This is a genomic window from Crossiella sp. SN42 (genome assembly GCF_023897065.1).
Taxonomy (GTDB): Bacteria; Actinomycetota; Actinomycetes; order Mycobacteriales; family Pseudonocardiaceae; genus Crossiella.
Genome location: NZ_JAMHIV010000053.1, coordinates 18,056 through 34,164 on the forward strand (window position 1 = coordinate 18,056; position 16,109 = coordinate 34,164).

Annotated in this window: 16 protein-coding genes; 7 read left to right on the plus strand and 9 right to left on the minus strand. The window is 71.9% G+C overall.

The window, feature by feature from the left end; all coding sequences use genetic code 11:
- Window positions 1–9: 9 nt before the first annotated feature.
- Window positions 10–267, minus strand: a complete 258-nt coding sequence (locus M8C13_RS41250) for a hypothetical protein (protein ID WP_252486297.1) — start codon at window positions 265–267, stop codon at window positions 10–12.
- 142 nt (window positions 268–409) lie between these two features.
- On the opposite strand from M8C13_RS41250, the gene nth reads away from it, so the two are divergent.
- The 4 genes from nth to M8C13_RS41270 are packed head-to-tail and all read left to right on the plus strand — an operon-like array spanning window position 410 to window position 3,628.
- On the plus strand, window positions 410–1,126 hold the full coding sequence (nth, locus tag M8C13_RS41255) for an endonuclease III (protein ID WP_252486298.1): 717 nt from the start codon (window positions 410–412) through the stop codon (window positions 1,124–1,126).
- On the plus strand, window positions 1,123–1,746 hold the full coding sequence (locus M8C13_RS41260; RefSeq protein ID WP_252486276.1) for a TlpA disulfide reductase family protein: 624 nt from the start codon (window positions 1,123–1,125) through the stop codon (window positions 1,744–1,746). The genes nth and M8C13_RS41260 overlap by 4 nt, the downstream gene beginning before the upstream one ends.
- Entirely contained in the window at window positions 1,743–2,447 is a 705-nt protein-coding gene (locus M8C13_RS41265) for a CoA pyrophosphatase (RefSeq protein ID WP_252486277.1), read from the plus strand. Before M8C13_RS41260 ends, M8C13_RS41265 begins: the two co-directional genes overlap by 4 nt.
- Complete coding sequence (locus M8C13_RS41270; protein WP_252486278.1) at window positions 2,444–3,628, plus strand: MarP family serine protease; 1,185 nt, start codon at window positions 2,444–2,446, stop codon at window positions 3,626–3,628. Before M8C13_RS41265 ends, M8C13_RS41270 begins: the two co-directional genes overlap by 4 nt.
- Here M8C13_RS41270 and M8C13_RS41275 read toward each other — a convergent pair whose 3' ends face one another.
- Window positions 3,629–4,141: a phage holin family protein gene (locus M8C13_RS41275; RefSeq protein WP_252486299.1), complete on the minus strand. Its 513-nt coding sequence runs from the start codon at window positions 4,139–4,141 to the stop codon at window positions 3,629–3,631. It lies immediately after the preceding gene.
- 16 nt (window positions 4,142–4,157) lie between these two features.
- Complete coding sequence (gene nhaA, locus M8C13_RS41280; RefSeq protein WP_252486279.1) at window positions 4,158–5,366, minus strand: Na+/H+ antiporter NhaA; 1,209 nt, start codon at window positions 5,364–5,366, stop codon at window positions 4,158–4,160.
- A gap of 162 nt (window positions 5,367–5,528) precedes the next feature.
- Here nhaA and M8C13_RS45695 point away from each other — a divergent pair, with 162 nt between their 5' ends.
- Together M8C13_RS45695 and M8C13_RS41290 are read left to right on the plus strand one after the other, a co-directional pair.
- Entirely contained in the window at window positions 5,529–6,323 is a 795-nt protein-coding gene (locus M8C13_RS45695) for a sulfite exporter TauE/SafE family protein (protein ID WP_252486280.1), read from the plus strand.
- A 91-nt stretch (window positions 6,324–6,414) separates the two neighbouring features.
- Window positions 6,415–7,107, plus strand: a complete 693-nt coding sequence (locus M8C13_RS41290) for a hypothetical protein (protein WP_252486281.1) — start codon at window positions 6,415–6,417, stop codon at window positions 7,105–7,107.
- Between the two features lie 53 nt (window positions 7,108–7,160).
- On the opposite strand, the gene acs is transcribed toward M8C13_RS41290, so the two are convergent.
- Together acs and M8C13_RS41300 are read right to left on the minus strand one after the other, a co-directional pair.
- Window positions 7,161–9,152 (minus strand): acetate--CoA ligase, encoded by a 1,992-nt coding sequence (gene acs / locus M8C13_RS41295; protein WP_252486282.1) that lies wholly within the window; start codon window positions 9,150–9,152, stop codon window positions 7,161–7,163.
- A gap of 131 nt (window positions 9,153–9,283) precedes the next feature.
- The gene (locus tag M8C13_RS41300; RefSeq protein WP_252486300.1) at window positions 9,284–9,889 is read right to left on the minus strand and encodes a GNAT family N-acetyltransferase; all 606 of its coding nucleotides are present in this window, start codon (window positions 9,887–9,889) and stop codon (window positions 9,284–9,286) included.
- A gap of 113 nt (window positions 9,890–10,002) precedes the next feature.
- On the opposite strand from M8C13_RS41300, the gene M8C13_RS41305 reads away from it, so the two are divergent.
- Window positions 10,003–10,758 carry an oxidoreductase gene (locus M8C13_RS41305; protein ID WP_252486283.1) on the plus strand — a complete coding sequence of 252 codons (756 nt, stop codon included), beginning with the start codon at window positions 10,003–10,005 and terminating at the stop codon, window positions 10,756–10,758.
- A 15-nt stretch (window positions 10,759–10,773) separates the two neighbouring features.
- Here the strand turns inward: M8C13_RS41305 and murQ are convergent, their stop codons facing one another.
- From murQ to M8C13_RS41325, 4 genes are all read right to left on the minus strand, one after another.
- Entirely contained in the window at window positions 10,774–11,706 is a 933-nt protein-coding gene (gene murQ / locus M8C13_RS41310; RefSeq protein WP_252486284.1) for an N-acetylmuramic acid 6-phosphate etherase, read from the minus strand.
- Window positions 11,703–12,638, minus strand: a complete 936-nt coding sequence (locus M8C13_RS41315; RefSeq protein ID WP_252486285.1) for a MurR/RpiR family transcriptional regulator — start codon at window positions 12,636–12,638, stop codon at window positions 11,703–11,705. The genes murQ and M8C13_RS41315 overlap by 4 nt, the downstream gene beginning before the upstream one ends.
- A gap of 445 nt (window positions 12,639–13,083) precedes the next feature.
- Entirely contained in the window at window positions 13,084–14,823 is a 1,740-nt protein-coding gene (locus M8C13_RS41320) for a serine hydrolase (RefSeq protein WP_252486286.1), read from the minus strand.
- A gap of 9 nt (window positions 14,824–14,832) precedes the next feature.
- The gene (locus tag M8C13_RS41325; RefSeq protein ID WP_252486301.1) at window positions 14,833–16,101 is read right to left on the minus strand and encodes an exo-beta-N-acetylmuramidase NamZ domain-containing protein; all 1,269 of its coding nucleotides are present in this window, start codon (window positions 16,099–16,101) and stop codon (window positions 14,833–14,835) included.
- Window positions 16,102–16,109 lie beyond the last annotated feature (8 nt).

Genomic DNA, 16,109 nt, shown 5'->3' on the forward strand with positions numbered 1-16,109 from the left:
GTCATCCGGCTAGGGTCGGCTACGGACACGGCGTGGCCGTCGCTGGGCCCCCCGTCCGCCGAGTCTCCGGAGCCGGAAAAGTTCCAGCGCCCGGCCGATGCCGTGCCCGTACAGGGCACGCACCTCATCCGGACGGGCCTTCTCCAGAAACTCCTCGACCTCGTCCTCTTGCACGGCAACATGCCGCAGCCGGTCCTCCACGCGCTCCATGAACAGCGCGAAGAACATCACCATCAGCGGAACGACGAGTACAAACCAGGCAGCCATGATGAGCCGATAGTGGCCCATACACCCTCCGTAAGCGCCACCGGGGTCCCCCACGGACGTAAACACCTTCGTGTGCAGTCCGTAGGCTGATGGGGTGGCAGCAGAGGTTTCCCGGCTGGCGTTGGTGCGACGAGTGCGGCGCATGGTGCGGGCGCTCGCCGAGGGCTACCCGGACGCGCACTGCGAGCTCGACTTCACCAACCCGCTGGAACTGGCCGTGGCCACCATCCTGTCCGCCCAGTGCACGGACAAGCGGGTGAACGAGGTCACACCCGCCCTGTTCGCCAGGTACCGCACCGCGGCGGACTACGCGGGCGCGGACCGCGCGGAGCTGGAGGAGTACATCCGGCCCACCGGCTTCTTCCGCAACAAGGCCGCCTCGATCATGGGCCTGGGCGCCGCGCTGGTGGAGAAACACGCTGGTCAGGTGCCCAAGCGGCTGGTCGACCTTGTGCAGCTGCCCGGGGTGGGCCGCAAGACCGCCAACGTCATCCTGGGCAACGCCTTCGGGGTGCCCGGCATCACCGTGGACACCCACTTCGGCCGGCTGGTGCGCCGCTGGGGCTGGACCACCGAAACCGACCCGGTGAAGGTCGAGAAGATCATCGGCGAGCTGGTCCCGCGCAAGGAGTGGACCATGCTCTCGCACTGGATCATCTTCCACGGCCGCCGCGTCTGCCACGCCCGCAAACCCGCCTGCGGGGCCTGCTTCCTGGCCAAGGAGTGCCCCTCCTACGGCGAGGGCGAGCTGGACCCGGTCAAGGCCGCCGAGCTGGTCAAGGGCCCGGAGGCGCCGCACCTGCTGGCCCTGGCCGAGCGGGAGCGGGCGCCGCGCCGGAAGACGGGTGCCGCTCGGTGATCCCCCGGGTGCGGTGGTTCGTGCTGATCGTGGTGCTGGTGGTGGCCGCGGTCATCGCGCTGTGGCCGCGAAACCCCGAGGTCCCGCAGGCAGGCGCCGAGCGGACCACGGCGGCCGAGCCCGACCTGGCCCCCTACCGGGACAAGGCCAAGCTCGCGCCCTGCCCGCAGCCGGGACCCACCGACGGCGTGGTCGCGCAGCTCTCCGGCGTCCGGGTGCCCTGCCTGGGCCAGGAGGGCGTCACCGACCTCGGCCACGCCCTCAGCGGCAAGGCCACCCTGGTCAACGTGTGGGCCACCTGGTGCACCCCGTGCCGCGACGAACTGCCCGTGCTGGCCGAGTACGCGGCGGGCGAGGGCGCGGTGCCGGTGCTCGGGCTTCAGGTGCGCAACGATGGCCGGGCCGCCGGGCTGGAGCTGCTGGCGGCGCTCAACGTCCGGCTGCCCTCGGTGGCCGACGCGGACGGCGCCGCGGCCGCCGCGCTCAAGCTGCCGCCGGTGCTGCCCGCCAGCTACCTGGTGCGCCCGGACGGCGAGATCCGCAGAATCACCGACCCGCTGCTGTTCACCTCGGCCGAGCAGGTGCGCAAGGCGGTCGCCGACAACCTGGGGGGCGCGTGAGTACCCACGGACCACTTGTCGACCCGGCCGAGCTGCCCGACTGGCTCGCCCCGCTGGTCAAGACGACCGCGGAGATCGACCACTCGGCGTTCACCCGGTTCAACCCCAAGGCCGGGCCGGACGTGCGCAAGGCCGCGGTGCTGATCCTGCTCGGCGAGGAACACCCCGGCGCGGGCCCGGACGTGCTGCTGATCCGCCGCGCGGACGGCCTCAACTCCCACCCCGGCCAGGTCAGCTTCCCCGGCGGCGCGGTCGACCCCACCGACGCCGACGTGGTCGAGGCGGCGCTGCGCGAGGCCCAGGAGGAGGCCGGGGTGCTGCCGGAGAGCGTGCGCCCGGTCGCGCTGCTGCCCGAGCTCTACATCACGCCCAGCGGGTTCATGGTCACCTCGGTGCTCGGGCACTGGGAGAAGCCCGGCCCGGTCGCCCCGGTGGACTTCGGCGAGACCGCCGCGGTGGCCAGGGTGCCCATCGCCTACCTGGCCGACCCGGCCAACCGGTTCAAGGTCCGGCACTCCTCCGGCTGGCTCGGTCCCGCCTTCGCCGTGCCGGGCATGCTGGTCTGGGGTTTCACCGCCGGACTGCTCGCCGGGGTCATCAAGCTGGCCGGCTGGGAGCAACCGTGGGACGAGAAGGACGTCAGAGACCTTGAGGCGTCCTGGCGGGCCGTCGAGCAGCTGGCAGGCGAGGAGAGCGCGTGAACTGGGTCGACCTCCTGGTGCTGCTGCTGGCACTCGTGGCGGCGTTGTCCGGGGCCAGGCAGGGCGTGATCATCGCCGCGCCCGCGATCCTGGGCGCGCTCGGCGGCGCGCTGCTCGGCCTGGTGCTGGCGCCGATCGCGGTCGCCCAGTTCACCAACGTCACCGTGCGGGTGGTGGTGCTGGTCGCGGTGATCGTGCTGCTCGCGGTGCTCGGTGAGACCCTGGGCGTGCTGATCGGGCGGCCACTGCGGGAGAAAATCCACCAGTCCCGGATCGTCTGGCTGGACAACACCCTGGGCGCGATCACCCAGGGCGCGGTGGTCTTCGTGGTGGCCTGGCTGCTCGCGGTGCCGCTGACCTCGGTGGCCGGCCTGCCCGGCCTGTCCTCGGCGGTCAAGGGCTCGGCCGTGCTGGGCACCGTGGACGAGGTGATGCCGCAGGCGGGCAAGGACCTCTCCGGCGAGCTGCGGCGGCTGCTCAACGTCTCCGGCTTCCCGACCATGCTCGACCCGTTCAGCACCACCCCGCGCACCGACGTCGGCCCCGCGGACGCCGCGCTGGGCAACAGCCCGGTGGCCAAGCAGGTCCAGGCCAGCGTGCTCAAGGTCAGGGCACAGGCCTCGTCCTGCTCCAGGGCGCTGGAGGGCACCGGCTTCGTGGTCGCCCGCGGCCGGGTGATGACCAACGCGCACGTGGTGGCCGGCGCGGACACGGTGGCCGTGGAGGTCGGCCGCGGGCAGTTCGACGCCACCGTGGTGCACTACGACCCGCAGACCGACCTGGCCGTGCTGGACGTGCCCGACCTGACCGCCGCGGCGCTGCCCTTCGCCCCCGCCGACGCCAAGTCCGGCCAGGACGGCATCGTGCTCGGCTACCCGCTGGACGGCCCGTACACCGCCACCGCGGCCCGCGTGCGGGACCGGATCCAGCTGCGCGGCCCGGACATCTACGAGTCCCGCACCGTGACCAGGGACGTCTACACCGTGCGCGGCACCGTGCGCAGCGGCAACTCCGGCGGCCCGCTGGTCGACCCGCAGGGCCGGGTGCTCGGCGTGGTCTTCGGCGCGGCCGTGGACGACCAGGAGACCGGGTTCGTGCTCACCGCGGACGAGGTCGCCGACGAGGTCAAGAACGCGCCGGGCATGACCCGGCGGGTCTCCACCGGGGCCTGCGCGCGCTGATCAGGCGCTCTGCTGCTGCTGTTCCTCCGCGCCGCCACCGCGGCGGGGGATCAGCTGCGAGGTGTCCTTGAGCGTCTCGATGGTCCGCTTGGGGCCGCGGATGGTGCGCACCCTGCGGTAACCGAGGAAGCCGAACAGGCCCGCGGTGACCAGCATCAGCACGAACACGATGCCGAACCCGCCCCAGCGCGGCAGCCACACCGACAGCAGCTCGCCAAGGGTGAAGAACAGGAAGAACAGGCTGAAGGCGAGCACGGCCAGGGCGAGGATGAAGTACACGCTGCCCTTGACGCCCTTCTTCACCTCCGCGCCCAGCTCGGTCTTGGCGAGCTCCAGCTCGCTGCGGATCAGTGTCGACAGGTGGGTGGTCGCCTCGCGGACCAGGCCGCCGATCGACTGCTCACCTGGCGCGGCCTCGAAGTCCGACAGCGGGATGGACGGGACGGGCGGCAGCCCGGCGCCGTCGGGGCTGCTGCCGCTGGCGTTGTGCTGGGCGCGGGTCACGCCGGACATGTTGCCATGCACCCGCTCAGTCCACAGTTTCCGTGTCCCGGTGCGCCTTGCTCCGGCGCACCAGCATCAGCGCGGCCAGCAGCGCGGCCGCCGCGGAGGCCACCAGCACCGCGGCCTTGGCCACCTCGGCCTCGGCCGGTGGCAGCGCCAGCTCGGCGATGAGCAGGCTCACGGTGAACCCGACCCCGCCGAGCATGGCCACCGCGGCCATGTCCCGCCAGGTCAGCTCGTCCGGCTTGGTGGCCAGCTTCAGCTTCACCGCGACGTAGGTGAAGCCGAAGATGCCCAGCAGCTTGCCCACCAGCAGCCCGGCGATCACCGCCAGCGCGATCGGGTCCTGGGTGAGCATCCGCAGCGCGTCCGCGCCGATCGGCACCCCGGCGGCGAAGAGCGCGAACACCGGCACCGCCAGCCCCGCCGACCACGGCTGCAACCGGTGCTCCAGCCGCAGCGCGGGCGCCTCCCGCTCGTACGGGTCGGGCCGGACCCTGGTCAGCAGGCCCAGCGCCACCCCGGCGATGGTGGCGTGGATGCCGCAGGCGTGCACCGCGTACCAGGTGAGCAGGCCGATCGGCACGTACAGCCAGGAGCTGCGGATCCGCTTGTGCTGCAGGTAGGCGTACAACGCGCACAGCAGGATCGCCGCGCCGAAGGCGAGCAGGTCGAACTTGGCGGTGAAGGCGACCGCGATCACCGCGATGGCGCCCAGGTCGTCCACCACGGCCAGGCTGAGCAGGAAGATCCGCGCGCTGCTGGGCATGCCGGAGCCGGTCAGCGCGAGCACGCCGAGGGCGAAGGCGATGTCGGTGGCCACCGGGATGGCCCAGGCCCCTTCGGCGCCGGGGGTGCCCGCGGAGATCGCCAGCGCGATCATGGCGGGCACCATCATGCCGCCCATCGCGGCGATCACCGGCAGCAGCGCCGAGCGCAGGTCGGCCAGCTCGCCCACCACCAGCTCGCGCTTGAGCTCAAGGCCGACCACGAAGAAGAACAGCGCGAGCAGCCCGTCCTTGGCCCACTCGCCCACGGTCAGGTTGAGGTGCAGGGCCGCCGGGCCGATCTCGAGGTCGCGCAGTGCCCGGAAGGACTCGCCCCACGGCGAGTTGGCCCACAGCAGGGCGATCGCGGTGGCGGCCAGCAGCACAAAACCACCGACGGTCTCGATGCGCAGGTAGCGGGCGAACTCGGCGGCGGCGGCCTTGGGGCGGGGCAGACGAGCAAGCACGGGCGGCTCCAGAGGGGTCGACGAAGACTGTCGCCGACCAGACTTCCCGGCACACCCTGACGGAATCTTAACGCCACGACCGGCCGGAATATAGGTGCTTAGCACAACGAAGTGACCCAAAGCACCAGGACAGAGCCGCCGCGGCCTGCCTAGGGTCGAGGCGTGCCGCCGAAGGAGTCCGAGCGCCCGCAGGCCCTGCGGCTGATCCTCATCGGCCTGGCCGCCGGGGTGCTCGCCGGGCTGTTCGGGGTGGGCGGCGGCATGGTGATCGTGCCCGCGCTGACCGCGCTGTGCGGCCGGGACCAGCGGCAGGCGGTGGGCACCTCGGTGATGGCCATCGGCCCGCTGGCCATCTCCGGCACGGTCGGCTACCTGGCCGCGGGCGAGGTGGACGTCTTCGTCGCGGTGCCGCTGGCGCTGGGCACCATGATCGGCGCCTGGCTGGGCGCGGCGCTGCTGGACCGCTTCCCGCTGGCCCTGCTGCGCTGGCTGTACGCGGTGCTCGCGCTGGTCACCGCGATCCGCTTCCTCACCGGCCCCGGCATCACCGCCGGTCAGGTCGAGCACGACCTGCTCGCGCTGTCCCTGCTCATCCCGATCGGCGTGCCCATCGGCGTGCTGGCCGGGCTGACCGGCATCGGCGGCAGCACCGCGATGGTGCCGGTGATGCAGCTGGGCTACGGCCTCGGCTCGGCCATGGCCAAGGGCACCTCGCTGCTGGTGGTGCTGCCCTCCTCGGTGCTGGGCGCCTGGCGCAACCTGCGCAACGGCAACGGCTCGCCGCGCGACGCCTGCTGGATCGGCGGCGCGGGCATGGCCACCGCGGTCGCCACCAGCTTCCTCTCGGTGGCACTTGATCCCAGAATGTCCGATTTGCTCTTCGGTGGGCTGCTGGTGCTGGTTGCGATTCGGACAGTTTGGCCGGATGTCCGGCGGATGTGCACTCGTTCGGGCTAGCCTGCGCGGCTGATGGGTTCGGTGGAACGGACGGGCGGTCCGCTGCGTCGACTCCTTCGACCGGGCCAGCGAGTGACTGGGGAAGACCAAGATGAAGAGCATTGTCCGCTGGGTCGTGGTGGCGGGAATCGGGTTCATCATGCTGATCGTGGGGATCAGCGAGATGAACGCGACCGAGGTCACCTGCGGCAGCAAGGTGATGAAGCCGGGTGACACCTGCACCACCACCGCTCGCCGCAGCCGCACCACGACCACCAGGACCTACGCCGAGCAGCGGGACTCCGACCGCACCTTCGGCCTGGTGATGACCATCATCGGCCCGATCCTGATCGTCGGCGGTGGCCTGATGACGCTGCTCGTGATCAACAAGAACAAGCGGCTCAAGGCCGAAGCGGCCGCCGGCGGCGCCTACCCGGCGCCCGGTCAGGGCGGGTTCCCGCCGCCGGACCAGCAGGGCTACCCGCAGCCCGGCTACCCGCCGCAGGGCTTCCCGCAGACCGGGGCCCAGCCGCAGCAGGGCTTCCCCCAGACCGGCCCGCAGCCGCAGCAGGGCTTTCCGCAGACCGGCCCGCAGCCGCAGCCCGGGTTCCAGCAGCCCGGCTACCCGCCGCAGCAGCCGCAGTGGGGCCAGCCCCAGCCCGGTTACCAGCCGCAGCCCGGCTTCCAGCCCCAGCCCGGCGGCTACCCGCCGCCCGGCCCGCAGGCGCCGCCCGCCTACCAGCAGCCGCAGCCCGGCCAGTACCCGCCCGGCTACCAGCCGCCCGCGCCGTACCAGTCCTCCTGAACAGCGCGAAGGCGCCGTTCCCCAGCCCGGGGAACGGCGCCTTCGGCGTTTTCTCAGTCCTCGCTGGCCGAGCCCTTCTGCAGGCCCGCGCTGATCAGGTTCATCACCGTGGAGTCCGCCAGCGTGGTGACGTCGCCGACCTGCCGGTTCTCCGCGACATCGCGCAGCAGTCGGCGCATGATCTTGCCGGAGCGGGTCTTGGGCAGCTCCGGCACGACCATGATCTGCCGCGGCTTGGCGATCGGGCCGATCTCCTTGGCCACGTGGTTGCGCAGCGCCTGCACGGCCTCGTCGCCACCGTCCACCGCGTCCCCGCGCAGGATCACGAAGGCCACGATGCCCTGGCCGGTGGTCGGGTCGGTCGCGCCCACCACCGCGGCCTCGGCCACGGTCGGGTGCGAGACCAGCGCCGACTCCACCTCGGTGGTGGAGATGCGGTGGCCGGAGACGTTCATGACGTCGTCCACCCGGCCGAGCAGCCAGATCGCGCCGTCGGCGTCGTACTTGGCGCCGTCACCGGCGAAGTAGAAGCCCTGGGACTCAAAGCGCGACCAGTAGGTCTCCCGGAAGCGCTGCTCGTCGCCCCAGATCCCGCGCAGCATGGACGGCCACGGCTGGTCCAGCACCAGGTAGCCGCCACCGCCCTTGCCGACCTCCTCGCCCTGGTCGTCGACCACCTTCGCGCCGATGCCGGGCAGCGGGCCCATCGCCGAACCGGGCTTGGTGCTGGTCACCCCGGGCAGCGGGGAGATCATGATCGCGCCGGTCTCGGTCTGCCACCAGGTGTCCACGATCGGCGCCTTGTTGCCGCCGACGTGCTCCCGGTACCACATCCAGGCCTCGGGGTTGATCGGCTCGCCGACGCTGCCCAGCACGCGCAGCGAGGACAGGTCGTACTTGGCCGGGATGTCCGCGCCCCACTTCATGAAGGTGCGGATCAGCGTCGGGGCGGTGTAGTAGATCGACACCCCGTACTTCTGCACGATCTCCCAGTGCCTGCCCTCGTGCGGGGTGTTCGGCGTGCCCTCGTAGACCACCTGGGTCGCGCGGTTGGCCAGCGGCCCGTAGACGATGTAGGAGTGCCCGGTCACCCAGCCGATGTCCGCGGTGCACCAGTAGACGTCGGTGTCCGGCTTGAGGTCGAAGACGTTGCGGTGGGTGTAGCTGGCCTGGGTGAGGTAGCCACCCGAGGTGTGCAGGATGCCCTTGGGCTTACCGGTGGTGCCCGAGGTGTAGAGGATGTAGAGCGGGTGCTCGGCGTCGAAGGCCTCCGCGGTGTGCTCGGTGGACTGGCTGTCCACCAGCTCGTGCCACCACAGGTCGCGGTCCTGCGTCCAGTCGATGTCCGAACCGGTGCGGCGCACCACCAGCACGTGCTCCACGCTGGGGTTGCTGGCCACCGCCTCGTCCACGGCCGGCTTGAGCGCGGCCGGGTTGCCCCGCCGGTACTGGCCGTCGGTGGTGATCACCAGGCGGGCCGAGGCGTCCTCGATCCGGGAGCGCAGCGCCTCGGCGGAGAAGCCGCCGAAGACCACGCTGTGGGTCAGGCCGAGGCGGGCGCAGGCGAGCATGGCGAAGATCGCCTCGGGCACCATCGGCATGTAGATGGCCACCCGGTCGCCGGCCACCAGGCCGAGCGAGGCCAGCGCGTTGGCCGCCTTGCTGACCTCGTCCTTGAGGTTGGCGTAGGTGATGGTGCGGGTGTCGCCGGGCTCGCCCTCCCAGTGGATGGCGACCTGCTCGCCGTGGCCGGACTCCACGTGCCGGTCCACGCAGTTGTAGGCGACGTTGAGCTTGCCGCCGGTGAACCACTGCGCGAACGGCGCGTTCGACCAGTCGAGGACCTGGGTGAACGGCGTGTGCCAGTGCAGCTGCTGGGCCTGCTCGGCCCAGAACGCCTCCCGGTCCGCCGCCGCCTGCTCGTACAGGGCGGGCGTGGCGTTGGCCTGGGCGGCGAACTCGTCGCTTGGCGGGAACGTCCTGCTTTCGGTGAGCAGGTTGTCCAAGGTGTTGCTCGATCCTGCGTCGCCGCTAGGCGGGGTCATCGCGTGCGCCCTCCCTGCATCGTCGGTGCTGGCTGCGGGGCAAACGGTAGTGTCCGCCGTCACCCGCGAGTAGCCCTGCCCCTAAAAAGGTTTAGACCACTCCAGCCATGCTCACTCAAAAGAGTGGCTAGTCAGACGGGTGCTGGGGCGTCCGCGAGCCGCTTGCGCAACGCCGCCCGCGCGTCCGGCCACTCTCCGGCGAGCATCGAGTACTGCACGGTGTCGCGCAAGGTCCCGTCCGGCCGGATCCGATGCTGGCGGAGCAGGCCCTCCCGTTGCGCGCCAAGGCGTTCGATCGCGCGCTGGGAGCGCTCGTTGCGCACGTCGGTGTGCCACACCACCCGCAACGCGGCCAGCTGCTCGAAGGCCCGGCCCAGCAGCAGCAGCTTGGCCTCGGTGTTCAGCGCGGTGCGCTGGAACTCCGTGCCGATCCAGGTGTGCCCGATGGCCAGCGCCCGGTGCGCGGGGGTGATCTCGTAGTAGGAGGTGACCCCGGCGACCCGGCCGGTGGGCAGCGCGATCTGCGCGTAGACCAGGCGGTCGCCGTCGGCCTGGGCGGCCAGGTGGCTTTCGATGTAGGCGGTGGTGGCGGCCAGGTCGCTGGGCCAGCGCGCGGACAGGTGCGTCCACACCGAGGGGCCGCGGCCCGCGGCGTGCAGGCCGGGCGCGTGCTCCAGGGTCAGCGGTTCCAGGCGCACGTGGTTGCCGGTCAGGGTCGGTTGGCGCCACCAGTCGATGTTGTCCACGTGATCGACGGTAGGAGCCCGCAGTGGCCTGCAAAACGGCCACCAGGAAGCGATTCTGGCAGGCCAATTCGAGTTGTCGGCTCAGCCGGGTACGCTCCGCCGTCGTGAGTCCGCTCGCCACCGATCCGTTGCGTCCACTGCTCGAACTGCCCGGCGTGGCCGAGGCGGTGGAGTCGTCGCGGTTCGCCATCGCCGAGGTGCACCGGCACCCGGCCAACCGGCGTGGCTGGCCCACCACGGCCGCCGAGGCCTCCGTGCGCGCGGCCAGGGCCTCGGCCGTGCTGGACGGCGGCAGCGCGGAGATCCCGGCCGCGGGCGAGGTGAGCGATCCGGTGCTGGCCGGTTCGCTGCGGGTGGCCGAGTCCGTCGGCCTGCTGCTGACCACCTGGCAGCGCGCCCCGCTGCAGGCGCTGGCCCGGATGCACGTGCTGGCCGCCACCGACCTGGTGCCGGGCTCCGACCCGGAGCTGCTCGGCCGCCCCACCGCCGACCCCGCGGTCACCGCCCGGCTGGACCTGCTGGCCCAGCTGGTGGCGGGAGGCAGCAAGGTGCCCGGCCCGGTGGTCGCCGCGGTGGTGCACGGCGAGCTGCTCACCCTGGTGCCCTTCGCCGAGGCCAACGGCGTGATCGCGCGCGCGGCCGCCCGGCTCACCTGCATCGCCACCGGCCTGGACATGAAGGGCCTCGGCGTGCCCGAGGTGTCCTGGATGCGGCACCAGGAGGCCTACCTGGCCGCCGCCCGCGGTTTCGCCTCCGGCGAGCCGGACGGGGTCGCGGCCTGGATCGTGCACTGCTGCCAGGCCCTGGAGGCCGGCGCCAGGGAAGCCACCTCGATCGCCGAGGCGGCCGCGGCTAACTAAGCCGCGGCCCCGGCGTTACGCGGTGGCCGCTCGCAGGCTGTCCAGCGCGTGCCGGACGTGCCCGCTGCTGGCCCGCAGCGCCTGGTTGGCCGCCGCGGTGTCCACCCCGGAGAGCAGGCACACCAGCGCGGTCTTCACCTCGCCGTCAGCGGCCAGCAGCGCCGCCGAACAGGTCTTCTCGTCCAGCCCGGTCGCCTCGCCGAGGATGACCAGCGAACGGCCGCGCAGCTTGGCGTTGGTGGCCTTCATGCTGACCATCAGGTTCGAGTAGGTCCGGCCCAGCCGCACCATCACCGCGGTGGAGAAGGCGGTCAGCACCAGCTTCTGCGCGGTGCCCGCCTTCATCCTGGTGGAGCCCGCGATGGCCTCCGGCCCGGTGTCCACGGCCAGCCGCACGTCCACGTCCACCCCAGCGATCGCCGCGGGGTTGGCCGAGACCAGCCCGGTGCGGGCGCCCAGCCGCCGGGCCGCGGCCAGTGCGGAGAGCACGAACGGGGTGCGGCCGGAGGCGGCCAGGCCGAGCACGAAGTCCTTGGGGGAGGCGTGTTCCTCGATCACCGCGGCCCCGGCCGCCACGTTGTCCTCGGCGTCCTCCACCGCCTGCCGCAGCGCGGCCGCGCCGCCGGCGTGGTGGGCCATGAACCAGTCCGGCGGGGTGCTGAAGGTGGGCACCAGCTCGGCCGCGTCCAGCGTGGCCAGCCTGCCCGAGGTGCCCGCGCCCACGTAGTGCACGCGGCCGCCCGAGCGCAGCGCCTCCACCGCGAAGTCCACCGCCCTGGCCAGCTCCGGCAGCACCTCCGCGACCGCGCCGGGCACCAGCTGGTCCTCGGCGTTGATCATGCGCAGCACGTCCACCGTGGGCAGCTGGTCGAGTTCGAGCGTGCGGGGGTTGCGGCGCTCCGTTGGCGAGTCCACCCGGACCGAGGGGCGCGGCTTGGGAAAGCTCATTTGCCGGTCTCCCGCTGACGGCGCCTGCCGTCGGGGCGCGGCCCGAGCCGGTGACCGCTGACCGCCTCGAAGGTGACCTCCAGGGCCGCCGTGGCCGACTCGTGGTGGCGCTGGGCCACCCCGACGAACAGGCAGTCGATCACGGTGAGCTGGGCGATCCGGCTCGCGGTCGCCCCGGAGCGGAAGGTGGTCTCCCTGGCCGCGGTGGTCAGCACGTAGTCGGCGACCTCGGCGATCGGCGAGCGCGGGAAGTTGGTCAGCGCGACCGTGGTCGCGCCCCGGCCCCTGGCCACCCGCAGCGCCTCCACGGTGTCCGCGGTGGCTCCGCTGTGCGAGATGCCCACCGCGACATCGCCCTTGGACAGCACCGCGGCCGAGGTCAGCGCTATGTGCGTGTCGCTCCAGGCGAAGCTGATCCGGCCGATCCGGTGCAGCTTCTGCTGCAGGTCCATCGCGACGAAGGCGCTGGCGCCCACGCCGTAGACGTCCACCCGGCCCGCCGCTGACATCGCCTCCACGACCTTCTCCAGCTCGACCACGTCCAGCTGGTCCGCGGTCTCCTCGACCGCGCGGGCGTCGGCGAAGGAGACCTTGCTGACCACCTGGCGCAGGTCGTCGCCCTGGCCGATGTCGCTGCCGAGGTCCCGGTCGGCACGGGCCGCGGTGCGCGCGGTGTCCGCGGCCAGCGCTATGCGCAGGTCCGGGTAGCCGCCGACGCCGATGGCCTTGCAGAAGCGGGTGACGGTGGTCTCGCTGGTGCCCGCGGCCTCAGCGACCTCCGTGATGGAGCGGTGCGCGACCACGGCGGGGTCGCCGAGCACCACCTGGGCCACTCGCTGCTCGGCCCGTGCGAGTCCCGGGAACAGGGAGCGGATCCGTACCAACGGACTCGCGTCAGCGATGTCCGGGGCCGAGCCAAGAGAAGAGGCCATGTCGGAAACTTACTAACAGTTAGGCGGAGAATCAACAGGTCATCTGGTGTCTTCCTGCCGTCTCAACCCACTGTAACCCCGTTACTGGCGGATGTTGAGGAAGAACTTTCGGTAACTGAAAAAGGGCAAAATGTCACCGATGTCCTTCGATCGAACGACATCGCGGATTCATGTTCAGCCGCAGGTCAGGGCCGCTGGCCGGGACATGGAATGTCAGATCTACCTTAAGTCTGCCAAGATCATCGGCTTGGTGCACACAATGCCCCGCCGGACTCCGTTCGGAGTAGTCGGCCAGCCGGATTAGGCCGTTCGTGACTCCGAATCGTTACGCCCCGGTGTCACCCCCGGGACCAGGGGTTGACGTGCCCGAACCCGTTCCGACACCGGTACGTGTTGTGCCCGGTGCGGACGGGTCCTGGAGAGTGGTGAGTGCTTCACCACATCGTCATCGGCTGACCGCGGTCCAGCCTCGCGCGGAGAGCTGTTCGGGGTGCCGTTCGCCGTCCAGCAGCAGGCCCCGGTGGTCGCTGACCCGGATGCCGTCCAGGAACACGCCCCGGCCGGTGTACTGCTTGTCGCTGGCGTAGCGCCAGCGCAGGGTCACCGAGGCGGCCTCGGGCAGCGTGGCGGAAACCCGCCACCAGGACCGGTGGCCCGAACCGGCCAGCGCGGTCACCGCCCCCTCCGGCGCGCCGGGACCGCTCGCGGTCAGGCTCAGCGGCTGCCAGCTCGCCCCGCCGTCCACGCTGGCCTCCACGGTCAGCTTGTCAGTGGCCTCGGTGTCGACGAACGCGCTGAAGCCCAGCCGGGCCGGGCCGCGCTGGTAGAGCGCCGGGCCGCGCAGCTCGGCGGACTGCTCCTCGTTGACTGCGGTGAACCAGGCCTCCGCGCCGTGTCTCGGCTTGACCGCCAGCGACTGGGCGAAGCCCTGGGCCAGCGCGCGGCGGGCCGGGTTGTTCGAACCCCAGGCCCGGGAGGGGTGCACCCGGTTGGACAGCAGCACCGCCACCGACCGGGACACCGGGTCGATGACCAGCGAGGTGCCGGTGAACCCGGTGTGCCCCGCGGTGCGCGGGCTGGACAGGCCCTCCATGTACCAGCGCTGGTCCAGCTCGAAGCCCAGGCCGTGCGCGTTGTCCGGGAAGCCGGTGTTGTGGTTGGTCATCATCTGCCGCAGCGTGCGCTCGCGCAGGATCCGGTGCCCCCGGTAGGTCCCGCCGTTGAGGATGGCCTGGCCGAGCACCGCGAGGTCGTCGGCGGTGCCGAACACCCCGGCGTGCCCGGCGACCCCGCCGAGGGACCAGGCGTTCTCGTCGTGCACCTCACCGCGCACCAGGCCGCGGGCCGGCACGGTCATGAACTCCGTGGCCGCGGTGCGCTCCTTGGCCGCCGGGTTGTAGCCGGTGTCCCGCATGCCCAGCGGCCCGGTGATCCCCTTGTGCACCAGCACATCGAGGGGGTCGCCGGTGACCTTCTCCACCAGCACGCCGAGGGCGATCAGGTTCAGGTCGGAGTAGATGTAGGCCTTGCCGGGCGGCTGCTGGAGCTTCGCGGTGAGCGCGCCCAGGATCCGGCTGGGCTTGTCCGGGTGGTCCCGCCACAGCGGCAGGAACGGCGGCAGCCCCGAGGTGTGCGTGAGCAGCTGCTCGACCGTGATCGCGGCCTTGCCGTTGGCCGCGAACTCGGGCAGGTAGCTGGCCACCGTGCGGGAGAGGTCCACCCGGCCGGCCTCGACCTGCTGCATCACCACGATCGAGGTGAACAGCTTGGAGATCGAGGCCAGGTCGAAGATCGTGTCGGTGCGCATCGGCGCCTGCTGCTCGGGCGGCAGCTCGGTCCCGGCGGCGTCGGCGTAGCGCAGCGCCTGGCCGGTGGCGGTCCTGGTGACGATCCGCCCGTCGTGCACCAGCAGCGTCACCGCGCCCGCGAACAGCGGTTTCGCCGCGCCCTGCGGCTGCGTCCAGCCCCTGATCTTGGCCAGCGCGGCGTTGATCGGCGCCGGGTCCAGCCCCGCGCGCTCCGGGGCAGACTCGCGCAGGGTGGTCCAGGCGGGCGCGAAGCCCGGGTGCGGGCGGTCGAAGCGGCCGGACACCCCGCCACTGTCGCCCACCGGCCCGGCCGAGGCCGGTAGACCCGCGGTGAGCAGCGCGAGCAACAGCGCGGGCACGATCATCCGGCGACGCATGGATCTCCCTCAGCGGTAGAGCAGGTACTGGGCGCGGTGCTTGCGGAACTCGGCCTGCTCCTGCGCGTAGGAGCCGACGATCTCCGCGGTGCCCGCGCCGCGGTCGACCATGTCCTTGAGCCGCTCGGTGCCCCAGAGCTTGTGGATGAAGTTGTCCGGCCGCCAGCCGAACAGCCCCGGGTACAGCCGCTTGGCCTCCACGATCATGGCCACCCCGGCCCGGATCGGGTCGAAGGCGCGCGGATCGGTGATGACCAGCTGCACGCCGCCGCAGCTGAGGTTGACGTGCTTGTTGAAGGTGGGCACGAAGTAGTTCTCGCGGAACACCACGCCGCGCAGGCCCAGCGCGTTGAGCGCCTCCGCCCACTTCCAGTCGATCTTGGGCAGGCCGATGGTCTCGAACGGCCGCGTGGTGCCCCTGCCCTCCGACAGCAGCGTGCCCTCGAACAGGCAGGTGCCCGGGTAGACCAGCGCGGTCTCCGGTGTGGGCATGTTCGGGCTGGGCGGCACCCAGGGCAGCCCGGTGCCGGCGAACAGCGTCTCCCGCCGCCAGTTCCGCACCTGGACCACGTCGAGCTGCTCGACCCGCTTGCCGGTCTCGGCGGGCAGGAAGGTGTCGTTGTACAGCCGGGCCAGCTCGCCCATGGTCATGCCGTGCCGCAGCGCGATCGGCTTGCGGCCCACCCCGGAGGCGTGCTTCGGGTCCAGCTGCGGGCCGTGCGCCTGGCCGCCGATCGGGTTGGGCCGGTCCAGCACCAGCACCGCCGCGCCGGTGAGCACGGCGGCGTGCATCGCGGTGTAGAGCATCCAGATGTAGGTGTAGAACCGCACCCCCACGTCGGCGATGTCGAAGACCACCACCTCGACGTTGGCCTTGCGGTACATCTCGGCCAGCTTCACCGCGGTCGCCCCGTAGGCGTCGTAGACCCGGACCCCGGTGCGCGGATCGTCGTACTCGCCCTCGGAGCCACCGGCCTGGGCGGTGCCGCGGAAACCGTGCTCGGGGCCGAACACGCCGACCAGGTTCACCGAACCCGAGGTCACCATGGCGTCCACCAGGTGCCCGAGCCCGTCGGAGAGCACCCCGGTCGGGTTGGTCACCACCCCGACCCTGCGCCCCTTCAGCTGCGCGAAGTCGTTGTCCGCCAACCGGTCCGCCCCGGTCCGCACCCGCCCCCGGCCGCCGCTCTCCGGCTCGGCCTGCGCGGATCCGGCGGTCAGCAGCGGCACCGACAGGGCCGAGGCGGCCAAGAAGCCGCGCCTGCTCACACCGTCCATTGTGGAGT